This window comes from Paraburkholderia acidiphila (genome assembly GCF_009789655.1).
Taxonomy (GTDB): Bacteria; Pseudomonadota; Gammaproteobacteria; order Burkholderiales; family Burkholderiaceae; genus Paraburkholderia; species Paraburkholderia acidiphila.
On record NZ_CP046909.1, the window covers coordinates 2,357,637 to 2,382,216 of the forward strand.

Below are 24,580 nucleotides of genomic sequence, written 5' to 3' on the forward strand. Positions count from 1 at the left end.
CTTTCCGGCTGGCCGATGGTTTGCGGCGGATTCGGGGACACAGTGCCCCGGTTCGCTAAAACGGCCTGCCGCACCGGATGCAGTCGTGCATTATGACAGCGAGTGCCGCGGCGCGAAGCGCGGGCCGAGCCGCTCACGCTGACGCAACCGGATAAAACAGACAAAACACACGACACAGAGGAAAGCGTTCCACATGACACAAGATTCGCACGCCGGCGAGGCCGGCTCCACCTACGCGCCGAACGTGCCCGTCCCCGACGCGCGCCGGCAGTTCCGCACCGGCGACGCCTTTGCGCTGTGGTTTTCGCTCGGCATCGGCCTGCTGGTCGCGCAGGCTGGCGCGCTGCTCGTGCCGGGTCTGGCGCTTCCACACGCGCTCATGGCCATCGCCATCGGCAGCGTGATCGGCGTCGTGCTGCTCGCGCTCGCGGGCGTGATCGGCACGGACACGGGCCTTGCCGCCATGTCGTCGCTGCGCCCGACGCTCGGCGTTCGCGGCGTGTCGGTGCCGGCCGTCATCAACATGGTGCAGCTCGTGGGCTGGGGCTCGTTCGAGATCATCGTGATGCGCGATTCCGCCGACGCGCTCGCCAAACAGGCTTTCAACCTGTCGATGCCGCTCGTCTGGACCGTGATCTTCGGCGTGCTCGCTACGCTCCTCGCCGTAAGCGGCCCGCTCTCGTTCGTGCGGCGCTTCCTGCGCACATGGGGTATCTGGCTGCTGCTCGCGGGCGCGGCCTGGCTCACGTGGAGCCTGCTCGTCAAGCAGGACCTGGGCGCGCTGATGCGCCGCCCCGGCACGGGCGAAATGCCGTTTGGCAGCGCGATCGACCTCGTGGTGGCGATGCCGCTCTCGTGGCTGCCGCTCATCGCCGACTACACGCGTTTCGGCCGCAAAGCCGGCGAAACTTTCCGCGGCACGCTGTTCGGCTATGGCATTGCGAACCTCTGGTTCTATGCGCTCGGCGCCATTTACGGGCTGGCCGCGGGCGGCGGCGACGCGCTCCTCACCACGGCGCTCGCGCAAGCCGGCGGCGGCTTCGCGCTGCTGCTCGTGCTGATCGACGAAATCGACAACGCGTTCGCCGATATCCACTCGGCCGCCGTCTCGACCGGCACGTTCTGGACGCGCGCCAGCGTACCCTGGCTGTCGGCGGCCTTCGGCGCGCTGTGCACGCTGATCGGCCTCGTCGTGCCGATGGCGAAATACGAAAACTTCCTGCTCTTCATCGGCTCGGTGTTCGCGCCGCTCTTCGGCGTCGTGCTCGCCGATCACTTCATCGTACGCCGCCGCCGTATCGATCCGCAGGCGCTCGCCGACCTGAATGGCGCGTATGGCTACTCGGGCGGCTGGCACGTGAGCGCGTTCGTCGCGTGGGTGGTCGGTTTCGGCGCGTATCAAGCGCTCAACCAGTGGTTGCCGAACCTCGGCGCGACGTTGCCGTCGCTCGTGATCGGCGCGCTGTGCTATCTCGTGCTCGCGGGGCGCCGGCGCGCGGCTTACGCTTAAGGCGCCGTACTTCGCTTTAGCCGGACAATGAAAAACGCCACGCTTCGCAGCGTGGCGTTTTTCTTTTGGCGACCTGCGCGGCGTTACTCGCAGTGGCCACAGCCGCCGTGCGAATGGCCGTGATGATCGTGATGTTCGTGGTCGTCAGCGGGCAAGTGCTGCGCGGCCTGCGCCGTGATGCCCAGACGCTGCAGCAGCTTGCGGTCGGCTTCCGCCTGCGGGTTGCTCGTGGTGAGCAGCTGGTCGCCGTAGAAAATCGAGTTCGCGCCCGCCATGAAGCATAGTGCCTGGAGCGCGTCGTCCATCTGCTCGCGGCCTGCCGACAGACGCACCATCGCCTTCGGCATCGTGATGCGCGCCACGGCGATCGTACGCACGAACTCGAACGGATCGATCGGCTCGGTGCCTTCGAGCGGCGTGCCCGAGACCTGCACGAGATTGTTGATGGGCACCGACTCCGGGTACGGCTCCATGTTCGCGAGCTGCGCGATCAGGCCCGCGCGCTCGCGGCGCGACTCGCCCATGCCGACAATGCCGCCGCAGCACACGTTGATGCCCGCGTCGCGCACGCGTTCGAGCGTCTCCAGACGGTCCTCGTAAGTGCGCGTCGTGATGATCTTGCCGTAGTACTCCGGCGACGTATCGAGATTGTGGTTGTAGTAGTCGAGGCCCGCATCGGCGAGTTCCTTCGCCTGGTGATCTTCGAGCATGCCGAGCGTCACGCAGGTTTCCAGGCCCATCGCCTTCACGCCGCGGATCATGTCCTTGATCGGCTCCAGATGGCGATCCTTCGGATTGCGCCATGCCGCGCCCATGCAGAAGCGCGTCGCGCCGTTGGACTTGGCTGCGCGTGCGGCTTCCAGCACGGCGTCCACGGCCATCAGCTTGCCCGCTTCGAGTTCGGTTTCGTAATGCGACGACTGCGGGCAGTACGCGCAATCTTCCTCGCAGCCGCCGGTCTTGATCGACAGCAGCGTGGAAAGCTGCACGGCGTTCGCGTCGAAATGCTCGCGATGCACCTGCTGCGCGCGGAACATCAGGTCGTTGAACGGCAGTTCGTAGAGCGCGGCGACGTCGGCGACTTTCCAGCGCGCGGCGGCTTCGGCGGCGGCATGGGCGCTCGGCGCGGTCGCCTTCAGCGAGGTAATGTCGATGTGGGTTTGCGTCATGGTGTCGTGGTCCTTCTTTACGTGACTGTGCATTAAGCGTCGGCGCGCAAGCGCGCGAGCAACGCGTCGATGTTCAGATGTTCGGCTGCGTCATCGGCGCTCGCGCCGCGCATGTGCGGCACAACGCCGAGAAGCGGCGCGCCGTACTGGGCGGCGAGACGCTCGCGCAGCGCGTCGATGTTGTCTTCGGGGAACGTCATGGCCGGGTCGATGCGGTTCGCGACCCAGCCCGCGAGCTTCAATCCGCGCGCGGCAATCGCTTCGGCCGTGAGCAGCGCGTGGCTGATGCAGCCAAGCCGCATGCCCACCACGAGCACCACGGGCAAACCGAGCGCGACGGCGAGATCGGCGGTGTCTTCGGTCGCCGTGAGGGGCACGCGAAAGCCGCCCACGCCTTCCACGACGACGGCATCCCCGCGCTCGCGGGCCGCCCGGTAGCAATCGACGATGCGCGCCATATCGAGCGTCACCCCTTCGAGCGCCGCGGCGATGTGCGGCGCGGCGGGCTCCTTGAGCAGGAACGGCGTGCGCATCTCGGGCGGCAGTAGGACGCTCGCGGCGGCGTCGAGCTGATCGGCGTCCTCGTTGTGCCAGACGCCGTCGCGCTCGTAAGCGCCCGCGGCGATCGGCTTGAGCGCCGCAGCGCGCAGCCCCGCGTGGGCGAAGCCGCGCAAAAGCGCCGCGCTCACGAAGGTCTTGCCGATCTCGGTGTCCGTGCCGGTGACGAAGAGCGAAACCGTCATTGCGCGAACTCCTGCGCGTTGGCACGCGCTTCGAGACTCGCACGTTGCAGCGATGCGCTCAGCCGGTCGAGGTCCGCATCCGAATGCGCGGCGGAAAGCGAAATGCGCAGGCGCGACGTGCCCTCGGGCACGGTCGGCGGACGGATGGCCGGCACCCACAGGCCGTCGCGCTCGAGCGTGGCCTGCAGTGCGAGCGTCGCCTCGTTCGCGCCGATAACGAGTGGCTGAACGGCGGTATGTGAATCGACGGGCTGCCAGCACGTATCGTTAAGCAGCGAACGTGTGCGCGCGATCAGATGCTTGAGATGCGCGCGGCGCGCATCGCCCTCCTCGCCTTCGATCAGACGCAGGCTCGCGGACACCGCATGCGCAACCGCCGGCGACGAAGCCGTCGTGAAGATGTACGGACGCGCGCGCTGCACGAGCCATTCGATCACGGTGCCGTGCGCGCAGACGAACGCGCCCGATACGCCCGCAGCCTTGCCGAGCGTGCCGACCATCACGAGATGTTCCGAGCGTAGCGCGGCTTGCGCCAGCGCGCCGCGGCCCTGCGGTCCGAGCACGCCGAAGCCGTGCGCGTCGTCGACCACGAGCCACGCGCCGTGCTTTTCCGCGTGTTCGACGAGACGCGCGAGCGGCGCGACATCGCCGTCCATGCTGAACACCGTGTCGCTCACGATCACTTTCGCGCTTGCGTCGGAGCTTTCGAGCAGCGCGGCGAGCGCCGCCATGTCGGCATGCGGATAGATCTGGACTTCGGCGCGCGAGAGCCGTGCGCCGTCGATCAACGAAGCGTGGTTGAGCGCGTCGGAGAAGATCGTCGTGCCGCGGCCCGCGAGCGCCGTGAGCACGGCCAGGTTCGCCATGTAACCGGTGCTGAAGTACAGCGCGCGCGGTGCATCGACGAAGGTGCCCGCGAATGCCGCGAGATCGTCTTCGAGTTGCGCATGCGCGCGCGAGTGGCCACCCAGCAGATGCGAGCCGCCACTCCCCGCGCCGTAGCGCTGCGCGCCTTCGGCGATCGCCGCGATCAGTTGTGGATGCGCGGCGAGGCCGAGATAGTCGTTGCTGGCGAAGCCGACGGTCGCGCGGCCATCCACCTGCATGTGAGCGCTGCACGGCGTGTCGGCGGTGCGGCGGCGGCGGCGCAGGCCGCGCGCGTCGATGTCGCGCAAGCCCTGTTCGAGGGTATCGAGCAACTGGCTGTGATTAGCCATATCAGAGGTCCTCCGCGACGGTGGCGTCGAAAGTCTCGCGCGTGCGCATTGCGAGGAACGCCTGCATTTCGTTGTCCAGAATATACGGCGGCATGACATAGACCGTCGTGCCGATCGGGCGCAGCAGCAGTTCGCGCTGCAGCGCGTTTTCGAAGAAGCGTCGCGAGAACGTCGCCGCGCGCTGCGGGTCTGCGAGCGCTACGTCGAACGCGAGGATCGTGCCGCACTGACGCAGGTTGCGCACGAGCGGATGCGCGGAGAACGGCTCGAACAGCGCGCGCAGTTGCGCCGATTTGCGTGCGTTCGCGGCGAGTACGTCGTCGCGTTCGAACAGGTCGAGCGTGGCGAGCGCGGCGCGGCACGCAAGCGGATTACCCGTGTACGAATGCGAATGGAGGAAACCGCGCGTCGTGTCGTCGTCGTAGAACGACTCGTAGATGGCGTCGCGCGAAAGCACGATCGAAAGCGGCAGATAACCGCCGCTAATGCCCTTCGAAAGCGTCAGCAGATCGGGCCACACGCCTGCCTGCTCGCACGCGAAGAAAGTGCCGGTGCGCCCGCAGCCCACCGCGATCTCGTCTGCGATCAGATGCACGCGGTGACGGTCGCATAGCGCACGCAGGCCCTTGAGGTAAGCGGGATCGTGCATCGCCATGCCAGCCGCGCACTGCACGAGCGGCTCGACGATCAGCGCGGCGATACGGCCCTCGCGCTCGATGAAAAGACGCTCGACGTCGGCCAGCGCGCGGGCCGCGACATCCGCCGCCGTTTCGCCCGGCTGCGCGGCGCGCGCGTCGGGCGATGCGACCACGTGCGCGTGATGCAGCAGCGGATCGTAAGCATCCCTGAAGAGCTTCACATCGGTCACGCCGAGCGCGCCGATGGTCTCGCCGTGGTAGCTGTTGGCCAGGCAAACGAATTCGCGCTTGTCGCTCTCGCCGCGGTTGCGCCACGAGTGGAAGCTCATCTTGAGCGCGATTTCGACGGCCGACGCGCCATCGGAAGCGAAGAACGCATGGCCGAGCACGCCGCCCGTGAGCGCCGAAAGACGCTCTGCAAGCTCCACGGCGGGCTCGTGCGTGCAGCCCGCGAGCATGACGTGCTCGAGCGTGTCGAGCTGTGCCTTGAGCGCGGCATTGATCTCAGGATTGGCGTGGCCAAAGAGGTTCACCCACCACGAACTGATCGCGTCCAGATAACGACGGCCTTCGCGGTCATGAAGCCACGGACCCTCGCCACGTGCGACGGCCACGAGCGGCAGGCGCTCGTGATGCTTCATCTGGGTGCAGGGGTGCCAGACAGCGCGCAGGCTGCGAGCGACCCAGTCGGTCGCGGCGCGATCTTCGCGGGCAAGGTGCGCAGGGTGCGCGGGCGATAGCGAATTCAAATACGACTCCCGATACGACAGCGGGACCGAGATTAACGTGTTCGCTGCCGCAATGCACTACCCCTGAAATCGCCCTCGAACGCCAGGCGGCGCGGCGTTTCGAGCCGTTCGGGACAACTCGAAACCAATGGAAAACAAAGACCCGAAATGCGCGGAGATGACGACGGCAAAGTGAACCCGCCTTATGCAAAAAAATCTGCGCGCCGGTGCGAAATTGCAGAACGCGTGACGGTGCGCCGGATATTTTTGGCGACGCGTGGCAAGTGCCCCGGCACGTGAAAGTCAGACGATATGGCGCGACGCAATGGGTTTGCGTGCGAGGACATGATTCACGGGGATCAAAAGCAAAGCGGCCCACATGGGGCCGCATATGATTGCAACGATGGAAAATACACGCCCGATAGCAATCGGGCGATAGCGTTTAACGGCTCGCCAGCGCGTGGTCGGTCTCGTCGGCGCTGCCGTTGTCCGCTGTGGCGCGCGTCGTGTCGCTGTCGCCGGTCTGAGCGGTCTGCGTGCCGCCATTGTTCCAGACCACCGTGTTGTTCACGGCGTACAGACGGCAAGGATCGGAGCTGTGCTTTTCGCAGTTTGAGATCGCCACGGCCATCGGATTGTCGCCGCCTTCGGCCCACGACCACGCGCCGGAGTCGGACACCGCGAATGCACGGCTCGGATACTGCTTGAGGAAGTTGCGATAGCCGTCGCGACCCGCCTGATCGACGAAAGGCACCGCGCCGACCGAGTCGATCTGCGCAAAGCCGGTGCCGCGAGGTGCGGCCTGAGTGGCCACGCGGTACTGCACCGCGGTCGGCAGGCCGCGGTTGGCAAGGAACGCCTCGACCGTGGGCCACCAGATCTTCACGCCGTCGCGATCGCCCACGAGGCGATGCGCATCGTTCTTGTACGCGCCAAAGTCCACGAGCTTCGCCGTCGCGGCCGGGCGGTCCTCACCCGTTTGCGCGTCGCGGTAAGCAGCGAACATCTTCGTGACGAGATCGGGCGACCAGACCGAGTCGTTGTCGCCGTAGAGCCAGAGCGAGGCCACACGTGCCTTGCCGCCGTAGTCGCCGAACGCCTGGGTCAGGTTGTTCTGCCAGCCTGTGCAGGCGTCCTGGCGCAGGCCACCCGAGAAGTTGATGAGCGCCCGCACGCCGTTCGCCGCCTCGGTGCCGTAGGCCATGGTGGCGAGGCCCCCGTGCGAGGTGCCCGCGACGATGATCTGGGTTGCGTCGACATACGGCTGCTTCGACATGTACGCGATGGTCGAAGCGACATCGGCGGCCTGGCCGAGGCCGTTGCTCGCGACGTCGCAACCGTCTTGCTGATACGAGCCGCCCGAATCCGCGAAGCCCTGGCGGTTCGGCGCGACGACGACATAGCCGCGGCGCACGAATTCGCGCGCGAACGACAGCGGGTCGCTGCGCGCCTGGAGGTGCGGGTCGCCGGGAATCTTGCCGTGGTTGAAGATCACCATCGGGAACGGGCCGGGGCCGTTCGGACGGTAAATCGTGGTTTCGAGCGTAACGTCGCCGGATCCATCGACGGGAACGCGGATCACCTGCTCGTTCATGCTGGCGGGCACAACGGGCAGGTACGCGTCGTCGAGCGCAATGCGCGGCACGTTGGCGCTGCCGAGGGGACCGCCTGCGAGGTTCGCTTGAGCGGCGTTCGCGGAATGCGTTGCGGAGGCGTTGGCGGCGAGTTGCGGGTTCGCGCTCGCAGTTGCCGGATCGGAAAGCGACGCTGCGTGAGCAACCGAAAGCACACACGCGGTGCCGGCTACGACCCATCCGGTAAGGAGCTTCCTGAACGCCATGCGCTACACCACCTGCAAAAGACCTGCTGCCATGAATCCGCCAACCGTCCGATCATTACCCGTGCTTCAGCCGTTTCTGGGCACAACGAGACACCGTTGCGCCTGGCCGCGAGGCCAGGAGCGGGGTGTGACCCGTCACGTGGGATTGCAACGATCGGAACACCTGCGCGGCGCAGTTCTATCGTCGATCAGACCCGCCGCCAGCACCCATTCGCAGTCGCAACATGCATAGGTGAAAAGTTTTTTTCACTATGCACTTACGTATTGTGCGGGGCACCGTGATTAGATACTCGCACGACAAATATTTGTTGTGCAATTCAGGGGTAACCCGGCATAAGGCATGCCAACCGCGCGCCGCCCTATGAAGCATGGCGCGCACGCGGGTTTCGGTAATTAGCGGAAAGGCGAGTTTTTAAAAAGGTCCGGGTGAGGCGCGTCGCGCGCGGACAACAGCCGCGCGATTGTTCAGTAATGACTTGTTTGCAAAGGCATTATTTCCGGCGCCACGACAACGGTCGGGGGGCCGAAACGCGCAGTGGCAAAATGCAACTGCAGTCAGTTATTCGTTAGTCCGATGAAACCTCACCGTCAACATAACGCCAGCGGCCGTCGTCGCCGCGCGTGAAACGGCTCGTTTCGTGCAGCCGGAACGCGCGGCCGCCCGTTTTGTAGCGCGCGACGAATTCGACGATCGCGTGCGTGTCGTCGCGTTGTTCGTGGCGCTTGACGGCAAGTCCGAGCCAGCGCGGGGCGCCAACGGCTGCGGGGTCGACGTCGAGATCGGCGGGACAGGTCTCGCTCGCCCACGTCGAGCGCAAATACGCTTCGTCGCCGAGGACATACGCCGTGTAGCGCGAGCGCATCAATTCGAGCGCCGTGGCGGGCACTGCTGCATCGTCGACGAAGCGGCCGCAGCACTGCGCGTAGCGTGGCGCCTTGGCTCCCGACTTCTGGTTGGGCGCGGCGCCGCCGCAGGGACAATCGGCGGGCCGGATCGTTTTCCCGGTACCGCGCGCGGTTTCAGCGTTCATGAGTCAGGGCTCCGTTGCGAGAGCCCGCAAGCGTAGCGCAGACGAGCGGCGCTTTACCAGTCGAGTTCCGTGCCGTCGTACTGGAAGAAGCGGCCATTGAAGACGTCGCGCGCGGCGGCCGCCTCGGCCACTACCTCGCGCATGCCGGAAACACTGACCGCCGGATCGATCGCCGCATGCGCGCCGCCCATGTCGGTGCGCACCCAGCCCGGATGAAGCGCGACGCAGGTGGCGCGGCGAGTTTGCAGCGAGGTGATCTTCAGCACGTCGTTGAGTGCGGCCTTGCTCGCGCGATAGAGCCAGCCCGTCGTGCCGGTGGTCTCCGCAATGCTGCCCATGCGACTCGAGAGCACAGCGAGCACGCCATGAGCTTCGTCGACGAGCGGCAGCAAGATCGGGATCAGTTGCATCGGGCCGCGCACGTTGGTGTTCATCACGTATTCGAAGTCTTCGGCCGTGATGGTCTCGACGCCTTCTGTGCGCGGGCCATAAACACCGGAGACGACGAGCGCCACGTCGAGCCGCACACCGTCGAGCTTCGAGCCGAGCGCGTCGATTTCCTCGGGCCTCGCAATGTCGAGCTGGAAGGTCTGCGCGCCGATTTCGCGCAACGCTTCGAGCGCTTCGGGCCCGCGCGCCGTGGCCAGCACGCGCCAGCCGGCTTTCGCATACTGCCGCGCGAACTCGAGACCCAGGCCCCGCGACGCGCCTACGATCAACGCTGTTTTCATCTCGTCACCTTCTTTTGTGCGTGCATGGAAACCGCTGCAGCGCGCCGCCTCGCCGCTCTCAACGCGGCGCGCTTCTTCTGGCGTTAGCCTACAGCAGTTCGACGCCCATCGCCGTGGCTTCTCCGCCACCGATGCACAGCGTCGCCACGCCGCGTTTGCCGCCGCGCGCGCGCAACGCGCCGATCAGCGTCACGAGAATGCGCGCGCCCGAAGCGCCGATCGGGTGACCGAGTGCACACGCGCCGCCGTTCACGTTGACCTTCTCGTGCGGCAGATCGTGCTCCTTCATCGCGGCCATCGTGACCACGGCGAAGGCTTCGTTGATCTCATAGAGATCGACGTCGCTGGCTTTCCAGCCGGTCTTCTCGAACAGCTTCGTGATCGCGCCGACCGGCGCGGTCGTGAACTTCGCGGGCTGCTGCGCGAAGGTGGAATGGCCCGTCACGCGTGCGAGCGGCGTGAGGCCGAGTTGCTTCGCCGTGGATTCGCGCATCATCACGAGCGCCGCCGCGCCGTCCGAGATCGACGACGAGTTCGCGGCCGTCACCGTGCCGGTCTTGCTGAACGCGGGCTTGAGCGTCGGAATCTTGTCGAGGTTGGCCTTGAACGGCTGCTCGTCGCGCTCGATGGTCGTCTCGCCCGCGCGCGAGGCCACCTTCACCGGCGCGATTTCCCACGCGAACGAACCGTCCTCGTTCGCGCGTTTCGCGCGCTTGAGCGACTCGATCGCGAAGGCATCCTGGCGCTCGCGCGAGAAGTCGAACTCGCCCGCGCACTCTTCCGCGAACGTGCCCATCAGGCGGCCCTTGTCATAGGCGTCTTCGAGACCGTCGAGAAACATGTGGTCGAGCACCTGCCCGTGGCCCATGCGCATGCCGGCGCGCGCCTTCGGCAACAGGTAAGGCGCGTTCGACATGCTCTCCATGCCGCCCGCGACGATCACATCCGCCGAGCCCGCCAGCAGCATATCGTGCGCGAACATCGCCGCGCGCATGCCCGAGCCGCACATCTTGTTGACGGTCGTCGCACCCGCGGCAAGCGGGAGCCCCGCGCCGAGCGCCGCCTGACGCGCGGGCGCCTGGCCCTGCCCTGCGGGCAGCACGCAGCCCATCACGACCTCGTCGACCTGCTCAGGCTTCAGGCCCGCGCGCTCGACAGCCGCCGCAATCGCTGCCGCGCCGAGCTGAGGCGCGGTGAGCGATGCGAAATCGCCCTGAAAACCCGCCATCGGCGTGCGTGCCGCGGAAACGATCACGATGGCGTCCTGCTTTTGTGTCTCACTCATGTTTTTGCTCCTTGATGAATCCGTTCGAATCTCTTTGTTGCGCGCTCAAGCGACGCGCACGGCCGGCGCATCTTCACGCGCGAAGCGTTCTGGGTATCGCACGCTAAAGCGTATCGATGCGTCGTAGGGAAAGCAGTCCGGCACCTCGCCTGCGATAAGCCTCGCGCGACTCTCTTGCCAGAGCGCGGGCTCGAAAAAATCCGCGTGATGCGCAAGAAATGCACGCTTCACGCGCGGATCGCCGAGCAGGAAGGTCCCGTACGTCTCGGGAAAAATGTCGCGCGGGCCGACCGGGTACCATGGCTCGCCCGATAATTCGTCTTCCTCATTACGCGGCGGCGGCACGGCGCGCACGTTGCAATCGGTGAGATATTCGATCTCGTCGTAGTCGTAGAACACCACGCGGCCGTTGCGCGTCACGCCGAAGTTCTTGTAGAGCATGTCGCCCGGAAAGATATTCGCGCGCAGCAGGTCTTTGACCGCATTGCCGTATTCGCGAACGCCATGTTCGACTTCGGCGTCGCTGCCGTTCTGCAAATAGAGGTTGAGCGGCACCATGCGCCGCTCGATGTAGACATGGCGGATCACGAGGTTCTCGCCCTCGTACTCGATCATCGACGGCGCAAGCGTTTCCAGTTCGCGCACGAGCGCTTCGTCGAGCCGCGCAACGGGTAGCGCAACGCTCGAATATTCGAGCGTGTCGGCAAGCCGCCCGAGGCGGTCGTGGCGCTTCACGAGCTGATACTTCTGCACCACCTGCTCGCGCGTCGTCTCCTTCGGCGCGGGAAAGCTGTCCTTGATGACCTTGAACACATACGGAAACGAAGGCAGCGTGAACACGATCATCACCATGCCGCGTATGCCGGGCGCGCTGATGAACCGGTCGCTCGAATGCCTGAGGTGGTGCAGCAAGTCGCGATAGAAGAGGTTCTTGCCCTGCTTCTGCAACCCGAGCGACGTGTAGATTTCGCCCTTGGCCTTGCGCGGCATGATGGTGCGCAGAAACTCCACATAGGCGGACGGCACTTCCATGTCCACCAGAAAATACGAGTGCGAAAAACTGAAGAGGATGAGCAGTTGCTCGAGGCGCAGCAGCACCGTGTCCAACGCGAGCTTGCCCTCCTCCACGTGGCGCACCGGCACGACGAACGGCGCAAGCAGATCGCCGTTGATGATGCGCCCGACGATATACGCGCCTTTATGCCGGAAAAACAGCGACGAAAGCACGTGAATCTGGAAATTCGGCTTGGGCTCGACCACGCCGAAGGTGTCGAGCATCGTCTGCATGATGCAGTCGACATCGCGACCCAGGTCCTCGAACGGCGTTTCCAGCTGGAAGTTCGTGACGATGCGCTCGAGCGTCGCGGCGAGCCCGTCCTTGCCCGGATAGTACGCGCGATAGGTGGGCTTCGCGGCGGGTTCGTCGTTCTCGATGTATTCCGTCGAGATGGCGGGCCGCACGAAGATGAAATCGTTGTTGAAGTACGAGCGGTGCAGGATCTTGCAGCACACGGAATTGAAGAACGTCTCCGCGCATTCGGGCTGCCGGTGCGTCGTGAGCAGGCCGATGTAGTGCAGTTTGATCTGCTGCCAGACTTCGCCGTCGATGCTCTCGGCGCCGTATTCGTCTTCGAGCGCGACCACGCATGCCTTCACGCGTTCGTCATACGAAGCGATGCGTTCGCGCGCGAGCTGCTGCAGCGCGTGCCAGTCGGCGGCTTCGAACAGCATCCGCGCCCTCACGGCCGCGTCGCAGAAGTTGCGGTAGTGACGGTTGAAACCGTCGAGCATGGTCTGCGCGACATCGAAGCCGATCTGCGAAGAGAGCAGTTTCGGGAAGTGTTTCATGGCGGCCATGCCCGTTTCGCGAGCGCGAGGGTCAGGTTTTCGCGGAGGCGTCGCTTTCGTGCGCCGTATTCCGGTCGAGCAGCGCGCGCGCCTGGGACTCGTACTGCGCGAGGTCTTCGAGCGTCGCGTCGAGGTCCGCCCGCTGGCGCTCGAGTATCTCGCGGTGATGCACCACCGTGTCGAGAAACGCCTGGAGCTGCGGCAGCGTGTCGGTCGGCGACTCGTAGAGGTCGAGCAGCGTGCGGATTTCCGAAAGCGTGAAACCGAGCCGCTTGCCGCGCAGTGTCAGCTTGAGGCGCGTGCGATCGCGCCCCGAAAAAACGCGCTTCAAGCCTCCCGCGCCTTCGCGGCTCGGCGCGAGGAGGCCCTGGTCCTCGTAGAAACGGATCGCGCGCGGCGTTACGTCGAATTCCCGGGCAAGTTCGGTAATCGTGTACTGGGTCGTCATGATGTGCGGAAGGCGGCTGGCCCGGCTGTTGACTGCACGACAGCGCGAGGGGCGATAGAATCGACGTTTACGTTATCGTCAAGTACGCGGTTGCGCAACCGGCGACGACAATGCATGAGACAAAGAAAGGAGAAGACGCCCCCAATGAACGCCCTCGAACACCAGCTCGACTATCCCTACGCCGACACCCTGCCGGAGCCCGGCTTAGCCTTCGATGTCGCGCCCGGCGTGAAATGGCTGCGCATGCCGCTGCCGTTCGCGCTCGACCACATCAACCTGTGGCTGCTACGCGACGAGATCGACGGCCAGCAAGGCTGGACCGTGGTGGACTGCGGCATCACCAACGACACCATCAAGGAACGCTGGGAAGCGGTGTTCGAGAACCAGCTGGAAGGCCTGCCGGTGTTGCGCGTGCTTGTCACGCACTGCCATCCCGACCATATCGGCCTTGCTCACTGGATCTGCGCAGGCGGCGACAAGGCACGCTGGGACGTGCGCCTGTGGACCACGCTCGGCGAATACATGCAGGCCCGCGTGATGGCGGCCGGCGACGGGTCGAACGCGGGCGGCGAAGGCGCGGCGCGCCATTTCGCGCGCCACGGCCTCACGGACGAGGCGTCGCTCGACAAACTGCGCAACCGCCGCGGCTACTACGGCAGCCTCGTCCCCGCGCTGCCCACGCAGTACCGCCGCCTGCGCGAGGCCGATACAGTGGCGATCGGCGGGCGCGACTGGCGCGTGATTACGGGCTACGGCCATTCGCCCGAGCATTGCGCCCTCTTTTGCGAAGAAGCCGGCGTGCTGATCTCCGGCGACATGGTGCTGCCGCGCATCTCGACCAATGTCTCCGTGTTCGACATGGAGCCGGAAGGCAATCCGCTCGGCCTGTACCTCGAATCGCTCGGCCGCTACGAAACGCTGCCCGAAAACACGCTCGTGCTGCCCTCGCACGGCAAGCCGTTCCGGGGCGTGCGCACGCGTATCGCGCAACTGCGCGCGCACCATGACGCCCGCCTTGCCGAGGTGATCGAAGCGTGCGAGCGAACGCCGCAAAGCGCCGCCGACATCGTGCCGATGATGTTCAAGCGCGAGCTCGACATCCACCAGATGACCTTCGCCATGGGCGAAGCGCTCGCGCACCTGAACCTGCTGTGGCTCGCGGGCAAGGTTACGCGCACGACTGATGCGGACGGGGTGATCCGGTTCGCCGCCTGATTTTCAGGCGCGCACAAACAAAAACGGGCGGCCCGCAAGGAGCCGCCCGTTTTCACATGGCGCGAGGCGTGAACCGTCTGGGTTAGTTCGAACCGCCCGTGATCAGATCGGCGCCCTGAGGCCGCACGAACTTGAAGGTCGAAGCCGGCAGCGACGGATTCTTTTCGATGTTGGAAAACGTGAGCAGTGTCACGTTGCCGAACACGTCGTGCAGTTCCATGGCTTCGAGATTGCCGTCGCGAAAGCCGATGCCCACGCTCTTGAACTGCGTGTCCTTCGACTTCGGAATCAGCTCCAGCCAGTCGATGCCGTTCTTCACGCCCGCGTCCGAGAGCGTGAAGTTCTTGTCGAGATCATTGCTGCCGAACAGGATCGCCGCCGGGCTCGCGCCGAGCGCGCCGCCAAGCTTGCGCTCGGTCACCTGATTCAGGTCCTTGTCGTAGACGTAGAGGTTGTCGCCGTCCGACTGCAGCAGTTGCTGATACGGCTTCTCATACGACCAGATGAACTTGCCGGGCCGCGCGAACACGAACGTGCCGCTCGACGTCTTGGCGTTCAGCGTGGCCGTGGCAATGGCGTCGCTGGCGTTCTTCGCACCCGAGGGCGCCTTCAGTTCGCGCTGCACGAAGCTGCCGCGCGCGGAATGGACCTGCGAGACGAACTGCTTCAGTTGATCGGTGCCGCTCGCATACGCCTGCGAGACCATCAGGACCGACGCGCCAAGCGCAACGAACATCAAGCGGCGCGCGGCGCGCCCAAAGCGGGTCGGAAGTCCAGCCGGATACTGCATCTATCGTTCTCCAAGAGGTGTGTCTTTGGCCGCCGGAATACCAGAGATGCTGGCAAAGCGGCGGCCTGGCGCGGCGTGGCCTATTCGGCGTCGCCACGGTTGGGCACGAGGATCTCGCGGTTGCCGCTCGACGACATCGCCGAAACGAGCCCGGATTGCTCCATCTGTTCGAGCAGGCGCGCCGCGCGGTTGTAGCCGATGCGCAAATGCCGCTGCACGAGCGAGATCGACGCGCGGCGATTCTTGATGACCACTTCGACAGCCTGATCGTACAGCGGATCGGACTCGTCGCCGGTGCCGCTGGTTCCCGCAGCCGTGCCCTCGTCGCCCTCGCCTCCCACACCGCCTTCGAGAATGCCCTCGATATAGTTCGGCTCGCCCTGCTCCTTGAGCTTCTCGACGACGCGGTGCACCTCGTCGTCGGCGACGAATGCGCCGTGCACGCGCACCGGCAAACCCGAGCCCGGCGGCAGGTAGAGCATATCGCCCATGCCGAGCAGCGACTCGGCGCCCATCTGGTCGAGAATCGTGCGCGAGTCGATCTTCGAGGACACCTGGAACGCCATACGCGTGGGCACGTTGGCCTTGATGAGGCCCGTGATGACGTCCACCGAAGGCCGCTGCGTCGCGAGAATCAGGTGAATGCCCGCCGCGCGCGCCTTCTGCGCGATACGCGCGATCAGTTCTTCGACCTTCTTGCCGACCACCATCATGAGGTCGGCGAGTTCGTCGATCACCACCACGATATGCGGCAGCTTCTGGCACGGCTCCGGATCGTCCGGTGTGAGGCTGAACGGGTTCGGGATCTTCTCCTCGCGCTTGTTCGCCTCTTCGATCTTGTTGTTGTAGCCCGCGAGATTGCGCACGCCCAGCTTGCTCATGAGCTTGTAGCGGCGCTCCATCTCGGCCACGGTCCAGTTCAGCGCGTTGCCGGCCTGGCGCATGTCGGTCACGACCGGGCAGAGCAGATGCGGAATGCCCTCGTAGACGCTCATTTCGAGCATCTTCGGGTCGATCAGGATCATGCGGACCTGCTCGGCGCTCGCCTTGTACAGCAGCGAGAGGATCATCGCGTTGATCCCCACCGACTTGCCCGAGCCGGTCGTGCCGGCCACGAGCAAGTGCGGCATCTTCGCGAGATCGGCGCACACCGGCTTGCCGCCGATGTCCTTGCCAAGGCCCATGGTGAGCGCCGAAGGCGCATCGGCATAAACCGCCGAGCCGAGGATCTCGGAAAGGCGCACGGTCTGGCGGCGCTGGTTAGGCAACTCCAGCGCCATGAAATTCTTGCCCGGAATCGTTTCCACCACGCGGATCGAGACGAGCGAGAGCGAGCGCGCAAGGTCCTTCGCGAGGTTCACGATCTGGCTGCCCTTCACGCCCGTGGCCGGTTCGATCTCGTAGCGCGTGACGACCGGGCCCGGATACGCGGCCACCACGGCCACGTCCACGCCGAAATCCTTGAGCTTCTTCTCGATCAGGCGCGAGGTAAATTCGAGCGTGTCGTCAGAGATGGTTTCCTGGGTGGCCGAAGCCGGGTCGAGCAGCGAGATCGCCGGCAGCGTGGAATCGCCCGGCAGGTCCTTGAAGAGCGGCACCTGGCGCTCTTTTTCCACGCGCTCGGAGCGCTGCGGCGTGACCACCGGCGGCACGATCGTGACCGGCTCGTGCTTCTCGATCTTCACGCGGCCGCGCTCGACCTTGCCTTCGCGCTTCACGGCCGCCGCTTCGCCGAGCCTGCGGTCGCGGCCCGCCTCGCGGCGCAGCCTGGCCATGGTCACGGCGTTGATGATGGATTCGCCGACCTTTTCGGCAACCGAAAGCCACGAGAAGCGGAAGTAGAGCGAAAGACCGATCGCGAGCGCGAGCAAAAGCGCGAGCGTGCCCCCGGTGAAGCCGAGCGCGTGCGAAACGCCGCGCGCGACCGCCCCGCCCACCACGCCGCCGGGCGCCTGAGGCAGTTGCACCTTGAGCGACCACATGCGCAGCGCCTCGATTCCGCAGCTCGACAGCATGACGAGCACGAACGACAAGGCTTCGGCGACCCAGCTGATGTCGCGCGGCTTGTCGTCGTCATCGTCGGCGATCGCCTCGTTGCGCGTGATGCGCTGATAGTTCGCCGAGATGAGGCGCGCGAGCAGCACGATCCACCAGTAGGCGGACAGGCCGAACAGCAGCAGCAGGATGTCCGAGACGCGCGCGCCGACGCGCCCCGCCCAGTTCGAGATGTGGTCGACCTGCGCCGCGTGCGTCCAGCTCGGGTCGTGGCGGCTGTAGCTGATGAGCGCCATCAACAGGAACACGCCTAGCGCGACCTGCAGGATCCAGCGAATTTCGGTGAAAAGGCGCGACATGCGGTGAGGCAATGCCTGCGCCTGCGCGGAAAAGGGAGCTTTGGCCATTGAATCCTGGGCTGATTCTTGATGCGTTTGCGGTCCGCCAGTGCTTCCGTATGCCCGAAACCCCGGGCATACGGGCGCGGCCGCCGTCGTCCGATCCGGCCTATTGTAAACGCGTTGTTTCGGCCCCGGCGGCCCCTCGCTGTAAATGACGGTAACTGACAACGGTGTGGAGGCGGCGCAAGGCGTGCCGATCCCATGCCCGCGCCGCGGCAAGACCCAGCCTATCGCTGCGATCAGTAAGCTTCATCGAGCGGCCATCCTCCCCCGCCTTTATAATTGCGGGTTGATGCCCAACTACCTGCGTGAGCCCCGCCACAACGCCGGGCGCGCCCAAGCGGGCCGCGCCTGAGCCGGCCGCCCGATTTCGCGCCACGCAGCGCCTTTCTACGGAATTCGATCATGCCTGCAACCAAACACGCCAAAGTCCTGATTCTCGGTTCCGGCCCCGCCGGTTATACGGCAGCCGTCTATGCGGCGCGCGCGAACCTGTCGCCGTTGCTCGTCACGGGTCTCGCCCAGGGCGGCCAGCTCATGACGACGACCGACGTCGAGAACTGGCCTGCAGATCCGAACGGCGTGCAAGGCCCCGAGTTGATGCAGCGTTTCCTTGAGCACGCCGAACGCTTCAACACGGAAATCGTGTTCGATCACATCCATACGGCCAAGCTGAACGAAAAGCCCATCCGCCTGATCGGCGACTCGGCCGAGTACACCTGCGACTCGCTCATCATCGCGACCGGCGCGTCGGCGCAATACCTCGGCCTGCCGAGCGAAGAGCTGTACATGGGCCGCGGCGTCTCGGCCTGCGCGACTTGCGACGGCTTCTTCTACCGCAACCAGCACGTCGCCGTGATCGGCGGCGGGAACACCGCCGTTGAAGAAGCGCTGTACCTCTCCGGCATCGCGAAGAAGGTCACGGTCATTCACCGCCGCGACAAGTTCCGCGCCGAGCCGATCCTGATCGACCGCCTGCTGGAAAAGGAAAAAGAAGGCGTAGTCGATATCAAATGGGATCACGTGCTCGACGAAGTGAAGGGCAACGAAGGCGGCGTGAATGGCCTGCGCATCAAGAACGTGAAGACGGGCGAGGCCACCGATCTCGATCTGCAGGGTCTGTTCGTCGCGATCGGCCACAAGCCGAACACGGACATCTTCGAAGGCCAGCTCGAGATGAAGAACGGCTACATCATCACGAACGGCGGCCTGAACGGCAACGCCACCGGCACGAGCGTTCCGGGCGTGTTCGCGGCCGGCGACGTGCAGGATCACGTCTACCGCCAGGCGATCACGAGCGCGGGCACGGGCTGTATGGCCGCACTCGACGCGCAGCGCTACCTCGAGACCGTGAACGAGCTGGGCCAGGCGCATGTGATGAGTGCCGAAGCCGATCGCTGAAATCAGTGAGCCACGCCGCGCTGTCCATCGATTGGGCGGTGCGCAATGCGTAGGGCGCCACGCCGCTAAAATAGCGGTCTGAAGCCCGGCGGCGCACCGGCAACGAGGGCCGCGGCCAGCCAGCCGGCGGCCCTTTGCTTTTGCAGCGGTTCGCGCGCCGCCAACGACTTACCCAGCCGATTTACCCAGCGTCTTTCGCCATGCCCAAGAACGTGCCCCATCCGGGCGAGCCCAAGCGCCCCGCCTCCGCGCGCCCTGCTCCGGCGCCCACGCCTGCGCCCGCTGCGGACGAAGCCACGCCCGGCAAGACGGCTTCGGGCTTCGCCGGACTCGGCAGCCTGCGCGACGCGCTCAAGGTGCAAACCCGCCAGCGTGAGCGCGAACGCGTGGCCGCTAAAGCGGCGCGCGTCGAAGCCGCCGCCGACAGCGACCTCTTTCGCCGCGAGATCGGCCAGATCGCGCCGCTCAAGCAGCCCGTGCGCGCGCAGCCACGCCGCGAAGCCCCCGTGCCCTTGCCGTTGCAAACACGGCTCGACGAGCAGGCCGTGCTGCACGAAGCGATCTCCGACGAATTCGACCCGGAAGCGCTGCTCGACACCGACGACTCGCTGTACTACCACCGCCCCGGCGTGAGCGAAGAGGTCGTCAAGAAGCTGCGACGCGGCACGTGGATCGTGCAGGCGCAGCTCGACCTGCACGGCATGCGCCGCGAAGAAGCGCGCGAGGCGCTGCAGAATTTCATCCGCGAAGCCGGCAAGCGCGGCCTGCGCTGCGTGCGCGTAATCCACGGCAAGGGGCTCGGCTCCGTCGGCAAGGAGCCGGTGCTCAAGGGCAAGGTGCGCGCGTGGCTCGTGCAGAAGGAAGAAGTCATCGCGTTCTGCCAGGCGCGGCCGCACGACGGCGGCGCGGGCGCCGTGCTCGTGCTGTTGCAGCCGCATCCGGCCGGGCACGGACAGCATCATCATCACGTGCCCTGACCGAACCCGTCATCGGCGTGTCGATATGAAAAAACCCCGTTGCTGCTCACGCAGCCAACGGGGTTTTTTATCGCGCCAGCAATATCCGGCGAACGAAGATCAGGCGATGCGCGCTTCCGTCTTCGGGTCGAACAGCACGGCCTTCGACACGTCGAACAGCAGCTCCATGCTGTTGAGCGGCTGCGGGTTCGCGCCCGGGTGCACGCGGCTCACGATACGCTTGCCGTTGACCTGCGCGAACACGAGCGTGTCCGGACCGGTCGGCTCGATCACGTCGACCTTCACCGAGTGGCGCTGCAGTTCGTGGCCGTGGCCGTCGTGCGAGCTGCGCGCGTCGGTAATACGCTCCGGGCGCAGGCCCAGCACCACGTTCTGGCCGATGTAGCTACGCAGCTTGTTCGCGTCGAACAGCGGGAGGTTCAGCACGTTGCGCGCCACGCCCGTGTCGAGTTCGATGCCGACGCCCGAGCCCTGCTCCACCAGCTTGCCTTCGATGAAGTTCATCGGCGGCGCGCCGATGAAACCCGCGACGAACAGGTTCGACGGCGAGTCGTAAATGTCCTGCGGCGCGCCGAACTGCTGCACGATGCCGTCCTTCATGACCGCAATACGGTCGCCGAGCGTCATCGCTTCGATCTGGTCGTGCGTCACATAGACAATCGTCTTGCCCACGCGCTGATGCAGCAGCTTGATTTCCGAGCGCATCTCGATGCGCAGCTTGGCGTCGAGGTTCGAGAGCGGTTCGTCGAACAGGAACATGATCGGGTCGCGTGCGAGCGCCCGGCCCATCGCCACGCGCTGGCGCTGGCCGCCCGAAAGCTGGCCCGGCTTGCGATCGAGCAGATGCTGGATTTGCAGCATGCTCGACACGCGATCGACGATCGCAGCCTGCTCGGCCTTCGGCACCTTGCGGATGTTCAGGCCGAACGAGATGTTCTCGCGCACGGTCATCGAGGGGTAGAGCGCGTACGACTGGAACACCATTGCGATATCGCGATCTTTCGGCGAGAGGTTGTTCACCACCTTGCCGTCCATCATGATCTCGCCCTTGGTCACGGTTTCGAGACCCGCGATCATGTTGAGCAGCGTCGACTTACCGCAACCCGAGCCGCCGACCAGAATCAGGAACTGGCCGTCTTCGATGTCGATGTTCACGCCCTTGAGGACGGGGACCCCGTTAGGGTAGGTCTTGTAGACGTCGCGAATGGAAAGGCTTGCCATGCTATGAATCCTTTTAATCGAATAGAGCTTCTTAGCCCTTCACCGCGCCCGCCGTGAGACCGCGCACGAAGTAGCGGCCGGCGATGACGTAGACGAGCAGCGTGGGCAGCGCGGCGATGATCGCGCCGGCCATGTCGACGTTGTATTCCTTCACGCCCGTGGACGTGTTCACGAGATTGTTCAGCGCCACCGTGATCGGCATCGAATCGACGCCCGAGAACACGATACCGAACAGGAAGTCATTCCAGATCTGCGTGAATTGCCAGATCAGGCACACCATGAAGATGGGCAGCGAGATCGGCAGCATGATGCGCGTGAAGATCATGAAGAAACCGGCGCCGTCGATGCGCGCGGCCTTCACGAGTTCGGCGGGCACGCTCACGTAGAAGTTGCGGAAGAACATCGTGGTGAACGCGATACCGTACACGACGTGCACCAGCACCAGACCGCCGATCGTGTTCGACAGGCCGAGGAAGCCTTCGAGACGCGCCATCGGCAGCAAAATAGCCTGGAACGGGATGAAGCAGCCCACCAGCAGCATCGTGAAGAGCGCGTCCGCGCCACGGAAACGCCAGTGCGTGAGCACATAGCCGTTGAACGCGCCAATGATCGACGAGATCAGCACGGCCGGAATCACCATCTTCACCGAGTTCATGAAGAACGGCTGCATGCCGTCACAGCGCACGCCGGTACAGGCTTCGCTCCACGCCTTGATCCACGGCGCGAAGGTCGGGCTCGTGGGCAGCGAGAGCATGGTGCCCGAGTGAATCTGGTCGAGCGACTTGAACGACGTCGACAGCATCACGTAGAGCGGGAACAGGAAGTACAGCGCGAACAGGATCAGCGCCGCGTACACGACCACGCGGCTCACAGTCATCTTAGGCTGCATTGCGCGTGCTCCTCGATTCCAGATACATGAGCGGCACGAGCACGGCCACGACAGTGGCGAGCATCATCATCGACGAAGCTGCGCCGACGCCGAGCTGCCCGCGGTTGAACGAAAACGTGTACATGAAGATGGCCGGCAGCGACGACGACGTACCGGGGCCGCCCGCGGTGAGCGCGACGACGAGGTCGAACGTCTTGATCGTGATGTGGCACAGGATCAGCAGCACGGAGAAGAACACCGGACGCATGCTCGGAATCACGATCTTGCGGTAGATCGTGGGCAGCGTCGCGCCGTCCACCTGGGCCGCCTTGAAGATCTCGCTATCGACACCGCGCAGGCCGGCCAGGAACAGCGCCATGCAAAAGCCGGTGGATTGCCACACGGCGGCGACCACGATACAGAAGATGGCACGGTCCGGGTTGTTGAGCCAGTCGAGCTGGAAGCTCGTCCAGCCAATGCTGTGCATCACCTGCTGAATGCCGAGGTCCGGATTGAAAATCCATTGCCACGCCGTGCCCGTCACGATGTACGAAAGCGCCATCGGATAAAGGAACACCGCGCGCAGTGCGCCTTCCTGACGGATCTGCTGGTCGAGCAGGATCGCGAGGAACAGCCCCAGCGCCACGCAAATCGCGATGAACGGGATGCCGAACCATCCGAGATTCTGCGCCGACGTCCACCAGACGTCGTTGGCAAACAGCTCGCGATAGCGGTCGAGACCCGCGAACTCGTAGCGCGGCATCAGTCGCGAGGTCGACAGCGACAGATAGCCGGTAACAAGAATGAAGCCGTAGACGAAAAAGAGGCTGATCAGAATACTGGGCGAAAGCACCAGCTTCGGGATCCAGCGGTCTGCGAGCGCCGCCATCGGCGACGCGCGGCGGGTAGCAGGCGTTGCCGCCTTGCCGTTGCCGCTAAGAGAAGCAGTCACTGCGCAACTCCTGGTACGGTGCGAAAACAGCTTCCGCACGATGATGGGGTTCAGAGGGTGAACCGTCATGCCCGGGGCGCGCCACGAGTGGCGCACCCCGTCTTACAGCACTAACCTTCTACGCTCACTTGGTCTTCGCAGCCTTCGCGAGCGCTTCCACCGCGCTCTTCGAATCCTGGGTCGAGTTCATGAACTTCGTCACGACGTCGGTGATTGCACCGGCCGTTGCGTCCGGCTGAGCCATACCGTGCGCGAGCGACGGCACATAACCGCCGGCCTTGATCGCGGTTTGCTCATCCGCATACGACTTCTTGGCGCAGTCGTCGAACTTGCTCATGTCCACGCCGAGACGGACCGGGATCGAGCCCTTGTACAGGCTGAACTGCTCCTGGAATTCCGGGCTCATGATCGTCTTCGCGAGCGCGAGCTGGCCAGCCGTTGCTGCCTTCTGGCCCTTCTGCTGGAAGAACACGAACGAGTCGACGTTAAAAGTGTAGGCCTTTGCGGTGCCCGGCACGGCTGCGCAGACGTAGTCCGTACCCGGCTGCTTGTTCGCGTTCGCGAACTCGCCCTTCGCCCAGTCGCCCATGAACTGCATGCCGGCCTTGCCGTTGATGACCATGGCCGTGGCGAGGTTCCAGTCGCGGCCCGTGCGGCCGTTATCCATGTACGACTCGATCTTGCGGACCGTGTCGAACACGCCGACCATCTGCTGCGACGTGAGGGTCTTCTGGTCGAGGTCGACGAGCGCCTTCTTGTAGAAGTCCGCGCCCTGCGAGAGGACCACGTCTTCCCACAGCGTCAGGTCTTGCCACGGCTGGCCGCCGGCTGCGACCGGCTGGATGCCCGCGGCCTTGAACTTGTCAGCCAGTGCGAAGAATTCCGGCCACGTGGTCGGCGCCTTGCCGCCCACCTTGTCCAGCGCTGCCTTGTTGATCCACACCCAGTTCACGCGGTGCACCGAGAACGGCGCGGCGACGTACTTGCCGTCTGCGTGAATGATCTTGTCGATTTGCGGCGGCAGGTTAGCCTTCCAGTCGCCTGCGACAGAGTCGATCGGCACCAGCACGCCTTGCTCGGCCCATTCCTGAATCAGCGGCCCCTTGATCTGGGCAGCCGAAGGTGCGTTACCCGAGATGACCTGGGTCTTCAGTGCGGTCATGGCCGCCGCGCCCGCGCCACCGGCGACCGCGAAGTCCTTCCACACATAGCCCTGCTTCGTCATGTCGTCCTTGAGCACGCCGACGGCCTTCGACTCGCCGCCCGAGGTCCACCAGTGCAGCACTTCGAGAGACTCGGCTGCTTGCGCCGTGGCGACGCCGCCCAACAGACCTGCTGCGCACAGGGCGCCCATGATCGCGCGGAATTTCATTGCTTATCTCCTCCAGACACCTGAACAAAAAACGATTGGCCCCTGATCGCCAGGGTGCGGTGGTTGGTCAAACAGGCAAAACAGGCAAAACACTGGACGGACGGGCGCCGGAGTGCCGCGCGCGTGCTTTTCATTAGATGCGCGCGGGCCGCGTGCCGGTTACCGGCCGCAGGACGCTCAAGAGATGAGTGGATCTGAAT

The 24,580-nt window shown here is 65.0% G+C and carries 20 protein-coding genes; 4 read left to right on the plus strand and 16 right to left on the minus strand.

The genetic code is table 11. The annotated features are described in order from the left end of the window. The first annotated feature begins 193 nt into the window (after positions 1–193). Entirely contained in the window at positions 194–1,510 is a 1,317-nt protein-coding gene (cytX, locus tag FAZ97_RS10630; RefSeq protein ID WP_158758395.1) for a putative hydroxymethylpyrimidine transporter CytX, read from the plus strand. A gap of 83 nt (positions 1,511–1,593) precedes the next feature. Here the strand turns inward: cytX and bioB are convergent, their stop codons facing one another. The 10 genes from bioB to FAZ97_RS10680 all read right to left on the minus strand — a co-directional run bounded on the left by bioB (position 1,594) and on the right by FAZ97_RS10680 (position 13,188). Continuing rightward, entirely contained in the window at positions 1,594–2,679 is a 1,086-nt protein-coding gene (bioB, locus tag FAZ97_RS10635; RefSeq protein ID WP_158758396.1) for a biotin synthase BioB, read from the minus strand. A 32-nt stretch (positions 2,680–2,711) separates the two neighbouring features. Next, positions 2,712–3,422 carry a dethiobiotin synthase gene (bioD, locus tag FAZ97_RS10640; protein WP_158758397.1) on the minus strand — a complete coding sequence of 237 codons (711 nt, stop codon included), beginning with the start codon at positions 3,420–3,422 and terminating at the stop codon, positions 2,712–2,714. After that, entirely contained in the window at positions 3,419–4,639 is a 1,221-nt protein-coding gene (gene bioF / locus FAZ97_RS10645; protein ID WP_158758398.1) for an 8-amino-7-oxononanoate synthase, read from the minus strand. Before bioF ends, bioD begins: the two co-directional genes overlap by 4 nt. 1 nt (position 4,640) lies before the next feature. After that, a complete protein-coding gene (gene bioA, locus FAZ97_RS10650; RefSeq protein WP_158758399.1) occupies positions 4,641–6,026 on the minus strand; it encodes an adenosylmethionine--8-amino-7-oxononanoate transaminase in 1,386 nt (461 codons plus the stop codon). 421 nt (positions 6,027–6,447) lie between these two features. Beyond that, positions 6,448–7,845: a dienelactone hydrolase family protein gene (locus FAZ97_RS10655; RefSeq protein ID WP_158758400.1), complete on the minus strand. Its 1,398-nt coding sequence runs from the start codon at positions 7,843–7,845 to the stop codon at positions 6,448–6,450. Positions 7,846–8,411: 566 nt separating this feature from the next. Next, positions 8,412–8,876: a YchJ family protein gene (locus FAZ97_RS10660; protein WP_158758401.1), complete on the minus strand. Its 465-nt coding sequence runs from the start codon at positions 8,874–8,876 to the stop codon at positions 8,412–8,414. Positions 8,877–8,929: 53 nt separating this feature from the next. Then, positions 8,930–9,607 (minus strand): SDR family oxidoreductase, encoded by a 678-nt coding sequence (locus tag FAZ97_RS10665; RefSeq protein WP_158758402.1) that lies wholly within the window; start codon positions 9,605–9,607, stop codon positions 8,930–8,932. Positions 9,608–9,695: 88 nt separating this feature from the next. After that, positions 9,696–10,892: an acetyl-CoA C-acetyltransferase gene (locus FAZ97_RS10670; protein ID WP_158758403.1), complete on the minus strand. Its 1,197-nt coding sequence runs from the start codon at positions 10,890–10,892 to the stop codon at positions 9,696–9,698. Positions 10,893–10,937: 45 nt separating this feature from the next. Next, positions 10,938–12,740: a bifunctional isocitrate dehydrogenase kinase/phosphatase gene (aceK, locus tag FAZ97_RS10675; RefSeq protein WP_158759135.1), complete on the minus strand. Its 1,803-nt coding sequence runs from the start codon at positions 12,738–12,740 to the stop codon at positions 10,938–10,940. 31 nt (positions 12,741–12,771) lie between these two features. Further along, positions 12,772–13,188 (minus strand): MerR family transcriptional regulator, encoded by a 417-nt coding sequence (locus tag FAZ97_RS10680; protein WP_158758404.1) that lies wholly within the window; start codon positions 13,186–13,188, stop codon positions 12,772–12,774. A 144-nt stretch (positions 13,189–13,332) separates the two neighbouring features. On the opposite strand from FAZ97_RS10680, the gene FAZ97_RS10685 reads away from it, so the two are divergent. Next, complete coding sequence (locus FAZ97_RS10685) at positions 13,333–14,403, plus strand: MBL fold metallo-hydrolase (RefSeq protein WP_158758405.1); 1,071 nt, start codon at positions 13,333–13,335, stop codon at positions 14,401–14,403. 82 nt (positions 14,404–14,485) lie between these two features. Here FAZ97_RS10685 and lolA read toward each other — a convergent pair whose 3' ends face one another. Both lolA and FAZ97_RS10695 read right to left on the minus strand, forming a co-directional pair. Continuing rightward, positions 14,486–15,193: an outer membrane lipoprotein chaperone LolA gene (lolA, locus tag FAZ97_RS10690; RefSeq protein WP_158758406.1), complete on the minus strand. Its 708-nt coding sequence runs from the start codon at positions 15,191–15,193 to the stop codon at positions 14,486–14,488. Between the two features lie 80 nt (positions 15,194–15,273). Beyond that, on the minus strand, positions 15,274–17,595 hold the full coding sequence (locus FAZ97_RS10695; protein WP_158758407.1) for a DNA translocase FtsK: 2,322 nt from the start codon (positions 17,593–17,595) through the stop codon (positions 15,274–15,276). Between the two features lie 399 nt (positions 17,596–17,994). Here FAZ97_RS10695 and trxB point away from each other — a divergent pair, with 399 nt between their 5' ends. Together trxB and FAZ97_RS10705 are read left to right on the plus strand one after the other, a co-directional pair. Beyond that, a complete protein-coding gene (gene trxB / locus FAZ97_RS10700; protein ID WP_158758408.1) occupies positions 17,995–18,990 on the plus strand; it encodes a thioredoxin-disulfide reductase in 996 nt (331 codons plus the stop codon). A 200-nt stretch (positions 18,991–19,190) separates the two neighbouring features. Further along, complete coding sequence (locus FAZ97_RS10705; protein WP_158758409.1) at positions 19,191–19,967, plus strand: Smr/MutS family protein; 777 nt, start codon at positions 19,191–19,193, stop codon at positions 19,965–19,967. Positions 19,968–20,066: 99 nt separating this feature from the next. Here the strand turns inward: FAZ97_RS10705 and FAZ97_RS10710 are convergent, their stop codons facing one another. The 4 genes from FAZ97_RS10710 to FAZ97_RS10725 all read right to left on the minus strand — a co-directional run bounded on the left by FAZ97_RS10710 (position 20,067) and on the right by FAZ97_RS10725 (position 24,380). Continuing rightward, positions 20,067–21,188 carry an ABC transporter ATP-binding protein gene (locus tag FAZ97_RS10710; protein ID WP_158758410.1) on the minus strand — a complete coding sequence of 374 codons (1,122 nt, stop codon included), beginning with the start codon at positions 21,186–21,188 and terminating at the stop codon, positions 20,067–20,069. 31 nt (positions 21,189–21,219) lie between these two features. Further along, the gene (locus tag FAZ97_RS10715; protein ID WP_199272052.1) at positions 21,220–22,077 is read right to left on the minus strand and encodes a carbohydrate ABC transporter permease; all 858 of its coding nucleotides are present in this window, start codon (positions 22,075–22,077) and stop codon (positions 21,220–21,222) included. Next, the gene (locus tag FAZ97_RS10720; protein WP_158758411.1) at positions 22,067–23,008 is read right to left on the minus strand and encodes a carbohydrate ABC transporter permease; all 942 of its coding nucleotides are present in this window, start codon (positions 23,006–23,008) and stop codon (positions 22,067–22,069) included. Before FAZ97_RS10720 ends, FAZ97_RS10715 begins: the two co-directional genes overlap by 11 nt. Positions 23,009–23,132: 124 nt before the next feature. After that, positions 23,133–24,380: an ABC transporter substrate-binding protein gene (locus tag FAZ97_RS10725; protein ID WP_158758412.1), complete on the minus strand. Its 1,248-nt coding sequence runs from the start codon at positions 24,378–24,380 to the stop codon at positions 23,133–23,135. Positions 24,381–24,580 lie beyond the last annotated feature (200 nt).

What these genes read in the sequence shown, in the direction of transcription:
- cytX (WP_158758395.1), top strand. Translation starts at nt 194, where the DNA reads ATGACACAAGATTCGCACGCCGGCGAGGCCGGCTCCACCTACGCGCCG.
- bioB (WP_158758396.1), bottom strand. Translation starts at nt 2,679, where the DNA reads ATGACGCAAACCCACATCGACATTACCTCGCTGAAGGCGACCGCGCCG.
- bioD (WP_158758397.1), bottom strand. Translation starts at nt 3,422, where the DNA reads ATGACGGTTTCGCTCTTCGTCACCGGCACGGACACCGAGATCGGCAAG.
- bioF (WP_158758398.1), bottom strand. Translation starts at nt 4,639, where the DNA reads ATGGCTAATCACAGCCAGTTGCTCGATACCCTCGAACAGGGCTTGCGC.
- FAZ97_RS10655 (WP_158758400.1), bottom strand. Translation starts at nt 7,845, where the DNA reads ATGGCGTTCAGGAAGCTCCTTACCGGATGGGTCGTAGCCGGCACCGCG.
- FAZ97_RS10660 (WP_158758401.1), bottom strand. Translation starts at nt 8,876, where the DNA reads ATGAACGCTGAAACCGCGCGCGGTACCGGGAAAACGATCCGGCCCGCC.
- FAZ97_RS10665 (WP_158758402.1), bottom strand. Translation starts at nt 9,607, where the DNA reads ATGAAAACAGCGTTGATCGTAGGCGCGTCGCGGGGCCTGGGTCTCGAG.
- FAZ97_RS10670 (WP_158758403.1), bottom strand. Translation starts at nt 10,892, where the DNA reads ATGAGTGAGACACAAAAGCAGGACGCCATCGTGATCGTTTCCGCGGCA.
- aceK (WP_158759135.1), bottom strand. Translation starts at nt 12,740, where the DNA reads ATGAAACACTTCCCGAAACTGCTCTCTTCGCAGATCGGCTTCGATGTC.
- FAZ97_RS10680 (WP_158758404.1), bottom strand. Translation starts at nt 13,188, where the DNA reads ATGACGACCCAGTACACGATTACCGAACTTGCCCGGGAATTCGACGTA.
- FAZ97_RS10685 (WP_158758405.1), top strand. Translation starts at nt 13,333, where the DNA reads ATGAACGCCCTCGAACACCAGCTCGACTATCCCTACGCCGACACCCTG.
- lolA (WP_158758406.1), bottom strand. Translation starts at nt 15,193, where the DNA reads ATGCAGTATCCGGCTGGACTTCCGACCCGCTTTGGGCGCGCCGCGCGC.
- FAZ97_RS10695 (WP_158758407.1), bottom strand. Translation starts at nt 17,595, where the DNA reads ATGGCCAAAGCTCCCTTTTCCGCGCAGGCGCAGGCATTGCCTCACCGC.
- trxB (WP_158758408.1), top strand. Translation starts at nt 17,995, where the DNA reads ATGCCTGCAACCAAACACGCCAAAGTCCTGATTCTCGGTTCCGGCCCC.
- FAZ97_RS10705 (WP_158758409.1), top strand. Translation starts at nt 19,191, where the DNA reads ATGCCCAAGAACGTGCCCCATCCGGGCGAGCCCAAGCGCCCCGCCTCC.
- FAZ97_RS10710 (WP_158758410.1), bottom strand. Translation starts at nt 21,188, where the DNA reads ATGGCAAGCCTTTCCATTCGCGACGTCTACAAGACCTACCCTAACGGG.
- FAZ97_RS10715 (WP_199272052.1), bottom strand. Translation starts at nt 22,077, where the DNA reads ATGCAGCCTAAGATGACTGTGAGCCGCGTGGTCGTGTACGCGGCGCTG.
- FAZ97_RS10725 (WP_158758412.1), bottom strand. Translation starts at nt 24,380, where the DNA reads ATGAAATTCCGCGCGATCATGGGCGCCCTGTGCGCAGCAGGTCTGTTG.